Source organism: Streptomyces sp. S186 (assembly GCF_051603415.1).
In the GTDB taxonomy this organism is placed as follows: domain Bacteria; phylum Actinomycetota; class Actinomycetes; order Streptomycetales; family Streptomycetaceae; genus Streptomyces.
In genome coordinates this window covers 4947265-4963567 of the sequence record NZ_CP193932.1, presented here as the reverse complement: position 1 = coordinate 4963567, position 16303 = coordinate 4947265, and the positions used below count along the sequence as shown (strand labels likewise).

Annotated in this window: 12 protein-coding genes, 1 tRNA gene and 1 riboswitch; of the genes, 2 read left to right on the top strand and 11 right to left on the bottom strand. The window is 71.4% G+C overall.

Annotation, left to right across the window (positions count from 1 at the left end):
- Positions 1-127: 127 nt before the first annotated feature.
- Positions 128-209, bottom strand: a tRNA-Leu gene (locus ACRAS8_RS21480).
- A 482-nt stretch (positions 210-691) separates the two neighbouring features.
- On the opposite strand from ACRAS8_RS21480, the gene ACRAS8_RS21475 reads away from it, so the two are divergent.
- Both ACRAS8_RS21475 and ACRAS8_RS21470 read left to right on the top strand, forming a co-directional pair.
- A complete protein-coding gene (locus tag ACRAS8_RS21475) occupies positions 692-1474 on the top strand; it encodes an ABC transporter ATP-binding protein (protein WP_438487618.1) in 783 nt (260 codons plus the stop codon).
- 52 nt (positions 1475-1526) lie between these two features.
- Positions 1527-4061 (top strand): ABC transporter permease, encoded by a 2535-nt coding sequence (locus ACRAS8_RS21470; protein WP_438487617.1) that lies wholly within the window; start codon positions 1527-1529, stop codon positions 4059-4061.
- A gap of 114 nt (positions 4062-4175) precedes the next feature.
- Here ACRAS8_RS21470 and ACRAS8_RS21465 read toward each other — a convergent pair whose 3' ends face one another.
- The 10 genes from ACRAS8_RS21465 to ACRAS8_RS21420 all read right to left on the bottom strand — a co-directional run bounded on the left by ACRAS8_RS21465 (position 4176) and on the right by ACRAS8_RS21420 (position 16294).
- Complete coding sequence (locus tag ACRAS8_RS21465; protein ID WP_438487616.1) at positions 4176-5504, bottom strand: class I SAM-dependent methyltransferase; 1329 nt, start codon at positions 5502-5504, stop codon at positions 4176-4178.
- Between the two features lie 202 nt (positions 5505-5706).
- On the bottom strand, positions 5707-7095 hold the full coding sequence (locus tag ACRAS8_RS21460) for an NAD(P)/FAD-dependent oxidoreductase (protein ID WP_438487615.1): 1389 nt from the start codon (positions 7093-7095) through the stop codon (positions 5707-5709).
- Positions 7096-7565: 470 nt separating this feature from the next.
- The gene (locus ACRAS8_RS21455) at positions 7566-8507 is read right to left on the bottom strand and encodes a Ppx/GppA phosphatase family protein (RefSeq protein ID WP_438487614.1); all 942 of its coding nucleotides are present in this window, start codon (positions 8505-8507) and stop codon (positions 7566-7568) included.
- On the bottom strand, positions 8504-9058 hold the full coding sequence (locus ACRAS8_RS21450; RefSeq protein ID WP_438487613.1) for a DUF501 domain-containing protein: 555 nt from the start codon (positions 9056-9058) through the stop codon (positions 8504-8506). The genes ACRAS8_RS21455 and ACRAS8_RS21450 overlap by 4 nt, the downstream gene beginning before the upstream one ends.
- A 124-nt stretch (positions 9059-9182) precedes the next feature.
- The gene (locus ACRAS8_RS21445) at positions 9183-9677 is read right to left on the bottom strand and encodes an FtsB family cell division protein (protein ID WP_438487612.1); all 495 of its coding nucleotides are present in this window, start codon (positions 9675-9677) and stop codon (positions 9183-9185) included.
- Positions 9678-9857: 180 nt separating this feature from the next.
- The gene (gene eno / locus ACRAS8_RS21440) at positions 9858-11180 is read right to left on the bottom strand and encodes a phosphopyruvate hydratase (RefSeq protein ID WP_438487611.1); all 1323 of its coding nucleotides are present in this window, start codon (positions 11178-11180) and stop codon (positions 9858-9860) included.
- Between the two features lie 257 nt (positions 11181-11437).
- The gene (locus ACRAS8_RS21435) at positions 11438-12133 is read right to left on the bottom strand and encodes a transglycosylase family protein (protein WP_438487610.1); all 696 of its coding nucleotides are present in this window, start codon (positions 12131-12133) and stop codon (positions 11438-11440) included.
- A gap of 7 nt (positions 12134-12140) precedes the next feature.
- Positions 12141-12310: riboswitch (cyclic di-AMP (ydaO/yuaA leader) on the bottom strand.
- Positions 12311-12569: 259 nt separating this feature from the next.
- Positions 12570-13679 carry a transglycosylase family protein gene (locus ACRAS8_RS21430; protein ID WP_438487609.1) on the bottom strand — a complete coding sequence of 370 codons (1110 nt, stop codon included), beginning with the start codon at positions 13677-13679 and terminating at the stop codon, positions 12570-12572.
- A gap of 234 nt (positions 13680-13913) precedes the next feature.
- A complete protein-coding gene (locus tag ACRAS8_RS21425; RefSeq protein WP_438490558.1) occupies positions 13914-15275 on the bottom strand; it encodes a cytochrome P450 family protein in 1362 nt (453 codons plus the stop codon).
- A gap of 116 nt (positions 15276-15391) precedes the next feature.
- Entirely contained in the window at positions 15392-16294 is a 903-nt protein-coding gene (locus ACRAS8_RS21420; RefSeq protein ID WP_438487608.1) for a LysR family transcriptional regulator, read from the bottom strand.
- Positions 16295-16303 lie beyond the last annotated feature (9 nt).

Here is a 16303-nt window from a genome sequence, read left to right as displayed (position 1 = left end):
GCGCAATACGGAGGAGGGGCCGCCGGGTTTTCCCGGCGGCCCCTCCTCGTCGGGCTCGACAAGCGCCTCGACAAGCATGTTCAATATTCAGTCACTTACGGGTCTCAGTCCCGCTGCCCGCGGGAAGTGCCCGGAGCCGGACTTGAACCGGCACGGCCCGAAGGCCAGCGAGGTTTAAGCTCGCCGTGTCTGCATTCCACCATCCGGGCTTGGGGTCCCCCATGCCGCCTCATAGAAGGCAGCACGAGCGTAGCCCGCAGGGCACGTAGCAGATCGGCCGCTCATCCCGAGGTTGTCTTATTTTATTGGCAACTGAGGGTGCATCAGTGAGCGCCAGGGCCTCCGGCACATGCCTGGAGCCCATGTGCGCCGGTGGCCGCGAGGACGGAATTCGACCCCGAATTGACGAAAACTCGACGCCTCCGCGACGGCCTCGCCGCGCCCTTCCCGGCGCCTCCACCAGCGCCCGCGGGGCCCCTCCGGCAAGCGCGTCGGTCTCAGGGACGGCGTCATACCCAGGGATGAGGGAGGGGGGAGAGCTAATCCCTGGGGGTGGTCCGAGGACGGTCACACGGGTTGACGTCCGCAACGGTGCGCTGCCCGACGATGGAAACCGATGTCCCACCGCCCGCCGCGGCCGCCGAGCCGGCGCGGAGCGGCCCGTTCCTCGTCCGACAGGAGAACCCTTCCCGTGACCACCACCCACTCCGGCGTCACCGTCGCCGGCCGCAGCACCGCGGTGGCCGCCCGCGCCACGGATCTCACCAAGGTCTACGGGACCGGCGAGACCCAGGTGGTCGCCCTGGACGCGGTCTCCGTCGACTTCCGCCAGGCCCAGTTCACCGCGATCATGGGCCCCTCCGGGTCCGGCAAGTCCACGCTGATGCACTGCATGGCCGGCCTGGACGCCATCTCCGGCGGCTCCGCGCGGCTCGGCGACACCGAGCTGACCGGGCTGAAGGACAAGAAGCTCACCCAGCTCCGCCGCGACAAGATCGGCTTCATCTTCCAGGCGTTCAACCTCCTCCCGACGCTCACCGCGCTGGAGAACATCACGCTTCCCATGGACATCGCCGGCCGTAAGCCGGACCGTGCCTGGCTGGAGCAGGTGGTGGAGACCGTCGGCCTGTCCGGCCGGCTCAAGCACCGCCCGAGCCAGCTCTCCGGCGGTCAGCAGCAGCGCGTCGCGGTGGCCCGCGCCCTGGCCTCCCGACCCGAGATCATCTTCGCCGACGAGCCCACCGGCAACCTCGACTCCCGCTCCGGCGCCGAGGTCCTGGGCTTCCTGCGCAACTCCGTGCGCGAGCTGGGCCAGACGGTGGTGATGGTGACCCACGACCCGGTTGCGGCATCGTACGCGGACCGCGTCATCTTCCTCGCCGACGGCCGAATAGTCGACGACATGCCCGACCCCAGCGCCGACATGGTGCTGGAGCGCATGAAGGGCTTCGACGCCAAGGGCCGTACGAGCTGACCGACAGCAGCCGACTCCGCCACCCCGGACCACTCCTCCAGGACTGACCCCCATGTTCCGTACCGCCTTGCGCAATGTGCTCGCGCACAAGGCCCGGCTGCTGATGACCGTACTCGCCGTGATGCTCGGCGTGGCCTTCGTCTCCGGCACCCTGGTCTTCACCTCCACCCTCTCCGACGCCACCCAGGCCGCCTCCCGCAAGGGCTTCGACAATGTCGACGTGGCCATCCAGCGCGGTGGCTCCGACCACGCCGACGGCGCCCCGCGCCCGCGCTCGCCGCTCGACCAGAAGCTTCTCGACGCGGCCGCCCACCTGCCCGGCGCCGCCTCCGCCACCGGCACCGTCTCCGGCTTCACCGCCATCGCCGACAAGAGCGGCAAGCTGATCGGCGACGGCTTCTCCACCAGCGGCAGCAACTACTTCCCCGGCAAGGACGGCAGCGACGCGCGCTATCCGATGCGGGACGGCGCCGCCCCCAAGGGCCCGGACCAGTTCGCGCTGGACGCCCGCACCGCCGACCGGGCCGGCTACAAGGTCGGTGACACCGTCCGGATATCCGTCGACGGCCCGGTCCGGGAGCAGAAACTGACCGGCATCTTCACCACCGATGACGGTGCGGTCGGCGCCGGCGGCAGCCTGGCCCTGTTCGACACCGCCACCGCCCAGAAGCTGTTCGCGGCGCCCGGCGAGTTCAGCGAGATCGACATCAAGGCCGCGCCGGGCACGTCCCAGACGGCCCTGAAGGCCGCGGTCGAGAAGATCCTGCCCAAGGAAGGCGCCACGGCCACGACCGGCACCGAACTCGCCGACGAGCAGGCCAAGTTCATCGCCCAGAGCATGGACGGCATGAAGACCGGCCTGCTGGCCTTCGCCGGTATCGCCCTCTTCGTCGGCGTGTTCATCATCGCCAACACCTTCACCATGCTGGTCGCCCAGCGCACCAAGGAGCTGGCGCTGCTGCGCGCGGTCGGCGCCAGCCGCCGCCAGGTCACCCGCTCGGTGCTGACCGAGGCGTTCGTGGTCGGCGCGGTGGCCGCGGTGACGGGCCTGCTGGCCGGCATAGGCATCGGCGCCGGACTGCGTGCCCTGATGGGCGTCACCGGAGCCCGGATGCCCGACGGCCCGCTGGTGGTCTCACCGGCCACGATCCTGATATCGCTGCTGGTCGGCATCGTCGTCACGGTCCTGGCCGCCTGGCTGCCCGGCCGCCGGGCCGCGAAGATCCCGCCGGTCGCCGCGATGAACAGCGTGCACGCCACCGCCACCACCAAGTCGCTGGTGGTCCGCAACACCATCGGCGCGCTCTTCGCGGGCGCCGGTACGGCCGCGGTGCTGGTCGCGACCGGGATGTCCGACGGCAAGGCGCTCATGTTCACCGGTGGGGCGCTGCTGATGATCGGCGTGTTCGTGCTGGCGCCGCTGCTGTCCCGTCCGCTGATCGCGGCGGCCGCCCCGGTGCTGCGGCTCTTCGGGATCTCGGGCACCCTCGCCCGGCAGAACGCGGTCCGCAATCCGCGCCGTACGGCCGCCACGGCCTCCGCGCTGATGATCGGGCTGACCCTGATCACCGGCATGACGGTGACCGCGGGCAGCGTCCAGAAGGGCATCGACAAGATGGCCACGGACGCGCTGAAGGCCGACTACGTGGTCTCGATGGCGAGCCGGACGCCGCTCTCCCCCGACGTCGCGAAGAAGCTGGCGTCCGTGGGCGAGGTCACCGCCTCCAGCCCGCTGCGCAACTCCCCCTCCCGCGTCGGCACCGGCACCCAGTACCTCACCGGCGTCAACGGCAAGGACTTCGGCAAGCTCACCCAACTCGACTTCACCGAGGGCTCCCTCGGCACCCTCGCCGGCGACCGGGCCGTCGTGGACGACACCCTCGCCAAGGAGCAGGGCTGGCACCCCGGCTCCCGCCTGCCGGTGACCTTCGAGGACGGCAAGAAGGGCACGCTGACCATCGGCGGGATCTATCAGGGCAACCAGGTGATCCGGGGCATCATCCTGGACAACGGCACGCTCGCCCCGCACCAGAAGCACGCCACCGACATGCAGGTGCTGGTCAAGACGGCGCACGGCGCGACCGCCGAGGCCAAGGACTCCCTGGTCAAGGCGCTCGGCAAGAACCCGGCGATCACCATCGCGGACAAGAAGGACGTCTCCGACGGCATCGCCAAGATGTTCACGCTGATGCTGAACATGCTCTACGGCCTGCTGGCCATGGCGGTGATCGTGGCGGTGCTCGGCGTCATCAACACCCTGGCGATGTCGGTCTTCGAACGGTCCCAGGAGATCGGCATGCTGCGCGCCATCGGCCTGGACCGCCGCGGCATCAAGCGCATGGTCCGGCTGGAGTCCCTGGTGATCTCGCTCTTCGGCGGGGTGCTCGGCATCGGCCTGGGCGTGTTCTTCGGCTGGGCGGCCGGTGAAGTGGTCAGCGGCTCGCTGCCCACCTACGAACTGGTGCTGCCGTGGGGCCGGATGGCCGTCTTCCTCGCGGTGTCCGCGCTGGTGGGCGTCCTGGCCGCGCTGTGGCCGGCCCGCCGCGCGGCGAAGCTCAACATGCTCCAGGCCATCAAGGCCGAGTAGTCCGAGCAGCCCGCACCGGGGCCGTCGCCGGACGGCGGCCCCGGACGGCCCGAGGGCCCCGGTCCCGCGCAGCCGCGCGTCGGACCGGGGCCCTCGGTCGTGGGTGCCGGTGGTTCAGCCCCGCCAGTCGCGGGCCCGCAGCGGCAGCCCGGAGGCGCCGGAGTCCGGTGTGCGGACCGCCAGCACCTGGTTGACCCCTATGCGGTTGCGCTCGAACGACAGCGCCGAGGCGGCCATGTAGAGCCGCCAGATCCGGGCCCGGCCCGGGGACGTGAGTCGCACCGCCTCGGCCCAGTGGGCCTCCAGATTGGCCACCCACTGACGCAGCGTCAGCGCGTAGTGCTCCCGGATCGCCTCCACGTCCCGCACCTCGAAGCCGGCCTCCTCCAGCTGGCCGACCGTCCGCCCCACCGGCGCCAGCTCGCCGTCGGGGAAGACATAGCGGTCGATGAACTCGTCGACGCGGTAGGTGTCCTCGTCGGCCAGCGGCCGCCGCGCGATCTGGTGGTTCAGCAGCCGCCCGCCGGGCTTCAGCAGGCCGTACAGCAGGCCCGCGTACTCCGCGTACCGGTCCCGGCCGACGTGCTCGGCCATCCCGATCGAGGAGATCGCGTCGAACGGCCCGTCGGTGATCTCGCGGTAGTCCTGCACCCGGATCTCGATCCGGTCGGCGAGCCCGGCGTCGGCGATCCGCTTGCGGGCGTAGGTGGCCTGCTCCTCGGAGAGGGTGATGCCGACCGCCCGGACGCCGTACTCGCGGGCCGCGTGCAGCACCATCGAACCCCAGCCGCAGCCCACGTCCAGCAGCCGCTGCCCCTCCCCCAGACCGAGCTTGCGGCAGATCAGGTCGAGCTTGGCGCGCTGGGCGTCCTCCAGGGTGGCGGTGCCGCCGGGCGCCTCCTCGTCGGGCCGCCAGTAGGCGCAGGAGTAGACCATGGACGGGCCGAGCACCAGCTCGTAGAAGTCGTTGCCGACGTCGTAGTGATGGCTGATCGCCTGCCGGTCGCGGCGCAGGGAGTGCAGCGCGCCGCGGCGCGGCCGGGCCTCCTCGGCGGGCGGCGCGGGCGGGACGGGAAGGCCGGCCAGGGACAGCAACTCCCTGGCGGCGGCCCGGATCTCGGGCCGGGCCAGGGTGCGTAGCGCGGCGAGGCGCGGCGCCTTCGGGGCGGCGCCGTCGCGCTCCCAGATCAGTCCGGCGAGCAGGTCCAGCGCCGTGTAGAGGTCGCCGTCGACGTCGATGTCGCCGGCCACCCAGGCCCGGGCCAGGCCCAACTCGCCTGGTTTGAAAAGGAGTCGGCGCAGCGCACGGCGGTTGCGGAAGACGAGTACAGGGGCCCCCGGGGGGCCGGACTCGCTGCGGTCCCAGGCGCGGATCCGCACCGGGAGCGGGGCCCCCAGCACCTCCTCGGCGAGCTTGGTGAGCCGTCCAGCGGCACCGGCCATGTCGCACACCTCCGTCGTGACGAGACGGGCAAAGAAGTTTCACCCACCACCTAAACGCCAAGTGGGCACTCAGATAGTCCCGTTCGCCAGCAAGGGAACAACACAACGCCCGGTTTCGGCCACACCCCGGGCACGCCGAAGGGCGCCCGCCCCACGGATGGCGGACGCCCTTCGGGCTGGTCGGAGTACCCGACCGGGGACTTCAGGAAGCCTTGGCCTTCGACTTGCTCCCGTCGGCCGCGGCGGCCGGGGCGGGCGCGGGCTTGGCGGCCTCGTAGAACTCCTCGCGGGGGTTCTCCATGGCGCCGAGCGAGACCACCTCGCGCTTGAGGAAGGTGGCCAGCGTCCAGTCGGCGAAGACCCGGATCTTGCGGTTGAACGTCGGCATCGCCATGCCGTGGTACGCGCGGTGCATGTACCAGGCGAGACGGCCCTTGAGCTTGATCTTCATCTTGCCCATGACGATCATCGCGACGCCCTTGTGCAGGCCGAGACCGGCGACCGCACCCTTGTTGGCGTGGCTGTACTCCTTCTGCGGGAAGCCCCGCATACCGGAGACCACGTTGTCGCCGAGGACCTTGGCCTGCCGCAGCGCGTGCTGTGCGTTCGGCGGGCACCAGGCGTTCTCGTTGCCGTTCTTGCGGCCGACCATGTCGGGGACCTGGGCGTTGTCGCCGGCCGCCCAGATGTAGTCGGTGCCCTGCACCTGGAGGGTGGCGGCGGTGTCGATGTGGCCGCGCGGGCCCAGCGGCAGGCCGAAGCGGGACAGCGCCGGGTTCGGCTTGACGCCGGCGGTCCACACGATGGTGTTGGAGAGCACCTCGAGGCCGTTGTCGAGGACGACGTTGCCGTCCACGCAGGACTTCATGCCGGTCTTGAGGTAGACCTCGACGCCGCGGGACTCCAGGTGCTCCTTGCCGTAGGCGCCGAGCTTGGGACCGACCTCGGGGAGGATCTTGTCCGCGACGTCGACCAGCAGGAAGCGCATGTCCTCGCGCTTGACGTTCTTGTAGTACTTCGCGGCGTCGCGGGCCATGTCCTCGACCTCGCCGACGGTCTCCGCACCGGCGAAGCCGCCGCCGATGAAGACGAAGGTCAGCGCCTTGCGGCGGACCTCCTCGTCAGTCGTGGAGTCGGCCTTGTCCAGCTGCTCCAGGACGTGGTTGCGCAGGCCGATGGCCTCCTCGATGCCCTTCATGCCGATGCCGTTCTCGGCCAGGCCGGGGATCGGGAAGGTGCGGGAGACCGCGCCCATGGCGACGACCAGGTAGTCGAAGGGCAGCTCGTACGCGTCGCCCACCAGCGGGGCGATCGTGGCGACCTTGCGGTCCTGGTCGATGGTGGTCACCCGGCCGGTGAGGACCTCCGCCTTGGGCAGCACGCGCCGCAGCGGGACCACAACGTGACGGGGGGAGATGCTGCCGGCCGCAGCTTCAGGGAGGAAGGGCTGGTACGTCATGTACGAGCGCGGGTCGACGACCGTGACGGTCGCCTCGCCGTACCGCATCTTCTTCAGGATGCGGCGTGCCGCGTACAGGCCTACGTACCCACCGCCTACAACGAGGATCCTGGGACGCTCCGTGGTGCTCATGCAATCGAGTATCCACCCCCACATGGGGGGTCGCTCGTGAGCCCCTTCACAAGAATGACGAAGGCATCTGCTACACTCCGCCGGCTTCGTGACCGACGCCATAGCGCGTTCCGGGAACCACGGTATACCGCGACGCGTTGGAGACCCCTGTTGATCAGGGCTTGTCCGCTCCTGAGCCGCTGTACCACACCCCTCGCGGACACTCCCGTCACACGCTGGAGACCCACCGTAGACCCCGCATTCCCCGGGCAGATGAGTCCTAGGACCTTCGAATGAGGGTCGGATGGCCCCTGAGTTCGCCCGGGAGGCGGGTTTTTCATGTGAAGGATTTCACGAACCTTTTTTCCGGCGGCCCGTCCACAGCCCCTCCGGCACCCCCGAAACCCGCCCGGACGGCGCCGCGCCCGCTCAAAAAGCCCGTGACGAGCGGCGGTTGCGACCCCGTCCCGGGCCACGCACGGACCTCCCCGTCAGGCGAGACTCCAGGCGATTCCGTCCAGAATGTCGTGTTCGCTGACCACGACCTCCTCGGCACCGATCCGTTCCATGATCGCCAGCAGGACGAGGGCGCCGGCGGCGATGACGTCGACCCGGCCGGGGTGGATGACCGGGATCGCGGCCCGCTCGGCGTGGGTGGAGGCCAGCAGGCGCTCGGTGATCCCGCGGACCGCGGCCCGGGAGATCCGCGAGTGGTGGATGGCCGCGGAGTCGTAGTGGTCCAGGCCCTGGGCGATGGCGGCGACGGTGGTGACCGAGCCGGCCAGGCCGACGAGGGTGGCGGCCTCGCTCAGCGGGACGGTCTCCTCGGCGCGGTCCAGGGCCGCGGCGATGTCGGCCTTTATGGCGGCGATCTGGGACTCGGTGGGCGGGTCGGTGATTTCCCCGTCGTGGAGCAGGTGGCGCTCGGTCATCCGGACGCAGCCGACGTCGACCGAGCGGGCCGCCCGGACCGTCTCACCGCCGAGCACGAACTCCGTGGAGCCGCCGCCGATGTCCACGACGAGGTAGGGGAGTTCGATGTGCGGGTGGCCGGTCAGCTCCTTGGTGGCGCCGGTGAAGGAGAACTCCGCCTCCTGGTCGCCGGTGATCACCTCGGGCTCGACGCCCAGGATGTCCACCACGCCGCGGACGAAGTCGGCACGGTTCTCCGCGTCCCGGGAGGCCGAGGTGGCCACGAAGCGGACATGCTCCGCGCCCAGGCCCTTGATCACCGCGGCGTACTCCCGGCAGGCCGCGAAGGTGCGCTCCAGCGCCTCGGGCGCCAGCCGCCCGGTGCGGTCCACGCCCTGGCCCAGCCGGACGATCTGCATCCGGCGGTCGAGCTCCTTCAGCTCGCCGGTCGCGGGGTCGACGTCCGCAACCAGCAGACGGATGGAGTTCGTACCGCAGTCGACGGCGGCGACACGCTTCACTCGGACTCTCCTTCGTCGGTCCGGCCGCCGTCCTCGGCGCACGGGGTCACGCACGGGCCCTTGCGCCACCACTCCGGCAGCATCGCCAGCGCCTCGTCGCCGAGCGGGTTGACGCCCGGGCCGGCGGCCAGCGAATGGCCGACGAGTACGTGCAGGCATTTGACCCGGTCGGGCATGCCGCCGGCGCTCGGGAAGCCCTGCAGCACCTCGATGGCGTCCCGCCGGCGGATGTAGTCCTCGTGGGCCGCGCGGTAGGCGGCGGCCAGCTCCGGGTCGGTCGCCAGTCGCTCGGTCATCTCCTTCATCACGCCGTTGGCCTCCAGCGTGCCGATCGCGGAGGCGGCGCGCGGGCAGGTCAGGTAGTAGAGCGTGGGGAAGGGCGTGCCGTCCTCCAGGCGCGGAGCGGTCTCGACGACGTCCGGCTGTCCGCAGGGGCAGCGGTGCGCGATGGCGCGCAGGCCGCGCGGCGGGCGGCCGAGCTGCTCCTTGAAGGCGGCGATGTCCGCGGCGGTGGGCTCGGTGGGCTCGGTCTGGGGCGGAGGCGTGTCCATGTGCGCTTTCGTGAAGGCCGGTGATGGATGGCGAACGGGGCCGGCGGACGGCGGACCGGTGGCGTCCCGATACCGCCGGGTGCGGCCCCGCCCGTACAGTCTCGCCGGTGCCGGCCGGTGCGGGCTACCGCTTGCCGGCGGCGGCAGTGGTGGTGCGGACGGCGTCGGCCCGGTCCGTGTGGTCGACGTCGTCCCAGAGCTTGTCGTACCAGGGGCGCTGGGTCGTCTCCGCCCCCTTGGGCGCGGCGCGGACGCCGGAGCCGTCCTGGACGATGTAGCCGGTCTCGCCCGGCATGACGTAGTGGAGGTGGCGGCGGGCCTGCTGCCGGACGTAGGCCGGGTCCTGCCAGCGGGCCTTCTCGTCGCGCAGCCGGTCGAGCGCGGCGGCCGCGTCCTGGGCCTTGCGGCGCTGGTCGGCGATGTCCGAGCGCTGGGTGATGTACTGCCTTATGGGGTAGGCCAGCGCGACCACCAGCGAGCACATCACCAGCGCCAGCAGGGCGGCGCGGCCGGTCAGCCGGTTGCGGCGGGGCCGCCGCCGGGCGCGGTGGACGCGGGCGGCGGCCTGTTCGCCGAGCGCCTTGAGCCGGGTCGCGGTGGAGAACCGGTCCGCGGGCACGTCGTCTCGCCTCCCCTTCAGCTTCCGTCCTGACGTCGTCACGGCGGGCGTCATGCGTACGTCCCCGGCAACGGTACGGGACCGGCGCCGGGGACGCGGCAACTTGGGGGCCTGTGGCGTCGGCCCCCGCGGAGCGGCTGTGCTCGTTACTCCGCGGAGCGGCTGTGCTCGTTACTCCGCTTACTCCGCAGAGCGGAAGCGCGGGAAGGCGCTGCGGCCGGCGTACACCGCGGCGTCGTCGAGGATCTCCTCGATGCGCAGCAGCTGGTTGTACTTGGCGACGCGCTCGGAGCGGGCCGGGGCACCGGTCTTGATCTGGCCGCAGTTGGTGGCGACGGCGAGGTCGGCGATGGTGACGTCCTCGGTCTCGCCGGAGCGGTGCGACATCATGCACTTGAAGCCGTTGCGCTGGGCCAGCTCGACGGCGTCCAGGGTCTCGGTCAGCGAACCGATCTGGTTGACCTTCACCAGGAGAGCGTTGGCGGAGCCCTCCTCGATGCCGCGGGCCAGGCGCTCGGGGTTGGTGACGAAGAGGTCGTCGCCGACCAGCTGCACCTTGGCGCCGAGCTTGTCGGTGATGACCTTCCAGCCGGCCCAGTCGTCCTCGAACAGCGGGTCCTCGATGGAGACGAGCGGGTACGCGGAGACCAGCTCCTCGTAGTACTCGGTCATCTCGGCGGCCGAGCGCTCCTTGCCCTCGAACTGGTACTTGCCGTCCTTGTAGAACTCGGAGGCGGCGACGTCCAGGGCGAGCGCGATGTCCTGGCCGGGGACGTAGCCGGCCTGCTTGATGGCCTCCAGGATGAGGTCCAGGGCCTCGCGGTTGGAGCCGAGGTTCGGGGCGAAGCCGCCCTCGTCGCCCAGGCCGGTGGCCAGGCCCTTGGCCTTCAGGACCTTCTTGAGGGTGTGGTAGACCTCGGCGCCCCAGCGCAGTGCCTCGGAGAAGGACTCCGCGCCGATCGGGGCGATCATGAACTCCTGGATGTCCACGTTGGAGTCGGCGTGCGAGCCGCCGTTCAGGATGTTCATCATCGGGACGGGCAGGACGTGCGCGTTCGGGCCGCCGAGGTAGCGGAACAGCGGCAGGTCGCTGGCCTCGGAGGCGGCGTGCGCGACGGCGAGCGAGACGCCGAGGATGGCGTTGGCGCCCAGCGAGCCCTTGTTGTCGGTGGCGTCCAGGTCGAACATCGCCTGGTCGATCAGCCGCTGCTCGGTCGCGTCGTAGCCGACCAGCTCCGGGCCGATCTGCTCGATGACGGCGAGAACGGCCTTCTCCACGCCCTTGCCGAGGTAGCGGTTGGGGTCGCCGTCCCGCAGCTCGATGGCCTCGAAGGCGCCGGTGGAGGCACCGGACGGCACGGCGGCACGGCCGGTGCTGCCGTCGTCGAGGCCGACCTCGACCTCGACCGTGGGATTACCTCGCGAGTCGAGAATTTCGCGGGCTACGACGACGTCGATGGACGGCACGTTGTCTCCTTCATGAGTGTCTGGAGTTCTCGGCATGAGCCTAACGGCCCTGGCGGGATCCGCTCGCCCGTGGCCCGCCCCGTGGGACGGAAAACCCCAACAAGCGAGCCAAAAGCCCAGTTCACGGGAGGTTTCCGCGCAATGTTCGCTATGCGGGGAACGCTGCGCCGGGCCGCCGGCCGGGCCCGGGAACGGAGAAGCCCCGCCGTGGCGCGCTCGGGGGTACGCGCCGCGGCGGGGCAGCTCTCGCGGGTCGCTCAGGCGACCGGTACGGCTCGGATGGCCGGTACGGCTCAGACGCTGAGCTTCTGACCCGGGAAGATCAGGTTGGGGTTGCCGCCGACGACGGACTTGTTGGCGGCGTAGAGCGCCTTCCAGTTGGTGCCGTGCGCCTTGGCGATCTTGGCGAGGGTGTCGCCCGCCTTGACGACGTAGGTGTCGCCGGTGCGGTGCGAGCGCTCCGGGGCCGGCTGGGCCTTCTCGGTCTTCTCGCGGGCCGGGGCGGACTTCTCGGCCGGGGCGGACTTCTTGGTGGTGCCCTGGCTCTTCTTGGTGGTCTCGGTGCCCTGGCTCTTCTTGGCGGTGGAGCCGGAGGGGTTGACGTTCGCGGCGGGACCACCGGAGGTCAGGCCGCCGGCGGCGGCGCAGCCCCAGGCACCCGGGCCCTGCATGGCGAGCAGCTTCTCGGCGACGGCGATCTGCTGCTCCTTGGTGGCCAGGTCGGCGCGGGGCGCGTACTTGGTACCACCGGCGGCGGCCCAGCTGGAGTTCGAGAACTGCAGGCCACCGTAGTAGCCGTTACCGGTGTTGATCGACCAGTTGCCGCTGGACTCGCACTGGGCGACCTTCTCCCAGGTGGCGACCGAGGCGGCGGAAGCAGAGGTGGCGCCCATCAGCGGGACGGCGACGGCGGCGCCGGCGACACCGGCCAGGGTGGCGACGCGGACGGCCTTGGAGCTGCGGCGGTGCTTGCCCTTGTTGATCAGCATCGTGCGTTCGTTTCCTCACCGACGCCTACGAGGTGAGCTGTCGGGTTCGGGCCGTGTGAGCTGCCCGGCCGCGTGTGCTGCACACACGGCTTCACCCCAAGCCGGCTGACCCGTTTTCACGGGCGGGGCCGGCACTTACCTTGGGTCCCCCGCTCCTGCCTTCGGCGCTTGCGCGTCGTCGACTCCGACCGCCGGCAGGATTCGGCGTGCGATCGAAGGGCCCGCTTTGGCGAGCGGTCCTGACCGTAAGCAGTAACCCTGTTGGTGTTCAAACCCCATCTTCTGAACCAAGTTGACCGTTTTTGATCAATGCACGGGCCATTTCCGCAGGTAGACCCCGGTATGGGAACGGGGGACGGGGCGCACCCCGCCCCCCGCAACGAGAGCCATATCTCACTTTTACGGAACGGCATGAAAACCGGCGAACTGCCGGTAACTACCCCTGCTTCCGCCCGAGATCGAGCAGCTGACCAGGCTGGATCAGGTCCGCGTCGGAGCCGATCACGTTCTGGTTGCGGTGGTAGAGCGCGGGCCAGCCGCCCGGCAGGTCATGGCTCTCGGCGATCGCTGACAGGTTGTCACCCGGGTGAACGCGGTAGCCGCCGTCGTCCGCCGGGCGCGTCCGGGGCTCCGTCCCGCCACGCGAGGCGTGTCGGCCGCTGCCGCCGTTCCGGGCGTCCCCGGTGTCCGTACCGTCGCCCGGTGCGCCGCGGTGCTTGCCGGTGGCAGGGGGTGTGGGGTGCGTCGGGTGAGACGGCTGTGTCGGCTGCTGTGTCGGCTGCTGCGTCGGGTCCGTGGCGTCGGACGAGCCCGACGGGTCGGTCGGTGCGGACGGGTCGGGCGAGGCGGGTGAGTCCGACGGGTCGTCGGACGGGGAGGCCGACGGTGTACCGGGCGTACCCGATGCCGGGTCGGACGGGGACGCCGAGTCGGAGGGGGTCCCGGAGTCGGACGGGGACGGCGAGTCGGACGGTGAGTCGGACGGTGAGGGGGTGGCGGAGGGCGAGCCGGACGGGGTGGACGGGTGGGCGGACGGATCGGGTGTGGCCGGCGGGGAGGCCGGGGCCTGGGAGCCGGAGCCACCGTCGGACGGCTCGGGGGTCGGCGTGCCCGGGCCGGCGTCGCCCGCGTCACCCGCGTCATCCGTCCCGCCGGAGGAGCCGCCGGAGTGGCCGCCGTGCGTCGGGCGCGGCGACGGGCGGCTGGTGGCGCCCGGGTCCACGCTGGGCGCGGGGCCGCCCTTGGTCAGTCCGGCGTGCAGCGCGCAGCTGGGGAACGCGTCCGGGCCGCGGTCGTGGAGTATCGCCTCGGCCACGGCTATCTGCTGGGCGCGACTGGCGAGGTCGGGGCGGGAGGCGTAGGCGGAGCCGCCGTAGTCGTCCCACATCTCCTGGGTGAGCTGGAGGCCGCCGTAGAAGCCGTTGCCGGTGGCGGCGCTCCAGACCCCGCCGCTCTCGCACTGTGCGACCCGGTCCCAGGTCGAGGCGTCGGCGGCGTGCGCACCGCCCGCGGTGAACAGCGGCAGGGCCAGGCCCGCGCCGGTCACTCCGGCCGTGACAAAGATGGCCGGTGCCTGTCGGGGGCGACGGTGCCGACCGTTCCCGGAACGCATGCGGTTGCCTTTCGCGCGGCGGTTGAGTTGTCGGATCGGCGGTTGCGAGGGGTGCCGTGCGGCAGCCCGGGGCCGCCCCCGATCGTCGGAGGAAAGGTAGCCGGGGTCACGGGCAGTCACAAGCCGGTGTAGCGGAGATCACGCAATGGTCACGTATGTGACGGAGCGTCAATTCTGCGGCTGTCGCTGGTCAGGCCCCGGTCGGGACGACTCGGGCGTGAACTCGGGCGACTGCTCGGGCGTGAACTCGACCGGCAGGGTGCGCAGTCCACGCATGATGAGCCCGCCGCGCCAGCGCAAATCGTCCGGTTCCGCCGCAAGTCGGAGGTCCGGGAGGCGGGTCAGCAGCGTCGCGAGCGCGGTCTGTCCTTCGAGGCGGGCGAGCGGTGCGCCGAGGCAGTAGTGGATGCCGTGCCCGTATCCCAGATGCGGGTTGTCACGCCGCGTGAGGTCGAGTACGTCCGGCTCGTCGAACCGCGCCGGGTCGCGGTCGGCGGCCGCCAGCACCACCAGGACCGGGTCCCCCTCGGCGATCCGCTGCCCGCCCAGCGTCAGCTCCCGGGTCGCGTACCGCCAGGTGGCCAGTTCCACGGGCCCGTCGTAGCGGAGCAGCTCCTCGACGGCGGTGGCGAGCAGCTCGTCGTCGCCGGCCGCGAGGGACTTCTGGAGCAGTTCGCGCTGGGCGGGATGGCGGAGCAGTGCGTAGGTGCCGTTGCCGATGAGATTGACCGTGGTCTCAAATCCGGCAAACAGCAACACAAAGCACATAGCGGCCGCCTCGTTCTCGGTGAGGTGCTCGCCGTGGTCGGAGGCCCGGATCAGGCCGGAGATCAGGTCGTCGCCCGGGGCACCGTCCTGGAGGGCGGCGCGCTTGCGGTGGATCAGCTCGGCCAGATAGGTCCGCATCTTCTTCACGGAACGAGCGACTCCGCCGCGCGGGCCGCCCCCGTGCCGGATCATCATCCCCGCCCAGTCCCGGAAGTCGTCCTGGTCCTCGGGCGGGACGCCGAGCAGGTCGCAGATCGCGTAGATCGGCAGCGGGAACGCGAACTCGTGGATCAGGTCCGCGCTCCCCCGCTCCGCGAAGCCGTCGATCAGCTGGTCGGTCAGCTCCTGTATGCGCGGGGCGAACGCGGCGACCCGGCGCGGGGTGAACGCCTTGGAGACCAGGCGGCGCAGCCGGGTGTGGTCCGGCGGGTCGATGTTGAGCAGGTGCGTCATGAGGTTGGCGCCGCGTTCGCCCGGAATGCCGGTCTTGCCCTTGCCGTGGGCGCTCTCGGAGTGGTGCACCGGGTTCTTCGACAGCCGCGCGTCCGCGAGCGCCTGCCGGGCGTCGACGTAACGGGTGACCAGCCATGCCTCGACGCCGCTGGGCAGCCGGGTCCGGTGCACCGGCGCGTGCTCGCGCAGCCAGGCGTACGCCGGGTACGGGTCGGCGGCGAACTCCCAGGAGAAGAGGGCGGGGGCGGGGCCGGACACAGGCCCGGCCGGAGCCACGGGGCAGCCGGCGGGGGCTGCGGCGGACGGGATGCCCTCCGGGCGGGCGTCGGACCGGCTCTCCGGGCGGGCGTCGGACTTCTGGTGCACGTATCGACCGTAACCGGTGGCTCAGGCGCCCCACCGGGCCCGCGGCTCTCACCCCGCACTCAGGAGGCCGCCCCACCCCCAGAACGTCCGCCCGTCTCCACGCCCAGTCCCGCCAGGAACGCCACCGCGGCCGGCGACGGCCCCAGCCCGCTCCACACCACCCGCTCGGTCCGCTCCGGCGCCGGCCGCACCCGCACGGTCCGCAGCCCGGTCAGCCTGCCGGCGAACGCCTCCGGCACCATGCCGATCCCGAGCCCGGCCCGGACCAGCTCCGCCATGAACTCCACCGTCGTCACCTCGAAGGGCACCTCGGCCGTCAGCCCCGCCGCCCGGAACGCCTCCTCCCGCTGACGGCGGGCCGCCGACCCCTCCGTCCAGTCCACGAACGTCTCCCGGGCCACCCGCGCCAGCGTCGTCCACCCCCGCCCGGCCAGCGGATGCTCCGGCGGCACCACCGCGACCAGTTCCCCGCGCGCCAGCACCTTCTCCCGGACGCCGACCGGGCGCGCACCCGGCACCAGCCCGACGAACGCCACGTCCAGCACGCCCTCCCGCACCCGTTCCAGCAGCGGATCGCTCATTTCCATCTGGAGGCTGATCCGCACCTTCGGATACGTGGTACGGAACGCGCCCAGCTCACGGGCGAGATCGACCGCCCCCACGGTGGAGATCGCCCCCACCGCCAGCCGCCCGCTCACCTCGCCGGTCACCGCCTCCACCTCCGCGCGGGCCCGCTCGGCGGCCTGGAGCGCCTGCCGGGCGACCGGAACGAAGGCTTCCCCGGCGGCGGTCAGCCGCACGCGCCGGCTCGTCCGGTCGAAGAGCCGCGCCCCCAACTCCTTCTCCAGCCGGGCGATCTGATGACTGAGCGCGGACTGCACCACATGGCAGCGCTCCGCGGCCCGGGTGAACCCACCGGTCTCGGCGACCGCGACGACATACCGCATCTGCTGGAGCTCCATGCGCGCGAT

Coding starts and splice junctions, on each gene's coding strand:
- ACRAS8_RS21470 (WP_438487617.1), top strand. CDS start 1,527: ATGTTCCGTACCGCCTTGCGCAATGTGCTCGCGCACAAGGCCCGGCTG.
- ACRAS8_RS21465 (WP_438487616.1), bottom strand. CDS start 5,504: ATGGCCGGTGCCGCTGGACGGCTCACCAAGCTCGCCGAGGAGGTGCTG.
- ACRAS8_RS21460 (WP_438487615.1), bottom strand. CDS start 7,095: ATGAGCACCACGGAGCGTCCCAGGATCCTCGTTGTAGGCGGTGGGTAC.
- ACRAS8_RS21450 (WP_438487613.1), bottom strand. CDS start 9,058: ATGGACACGCCTCCGCCCCAGACCGAGCCCACCGAGCCCACCGCCGCG.
- eno (WP_438487611.1), bottom strand. CDS start 11,180: ATGCCGAGAACTCCAGACACTCATGAAGGAGACAACGTGCCGTCCATC.
- ACRAS8_RS21435 (WP_438487610.1), bottom strand. CDS start 12,133: ATGCTGATCAACAAGGGCAAGCACCGCCGCAGCTCCAAGGCCGTCCGC.
- ACRAS8_RS21420 (WP_438487608.1), bottom strand. CDS start 16,294: ATGGAGCTCCAGCAGATGCGGTATGTCGTCGCGGTCGCCGAGACCGGT.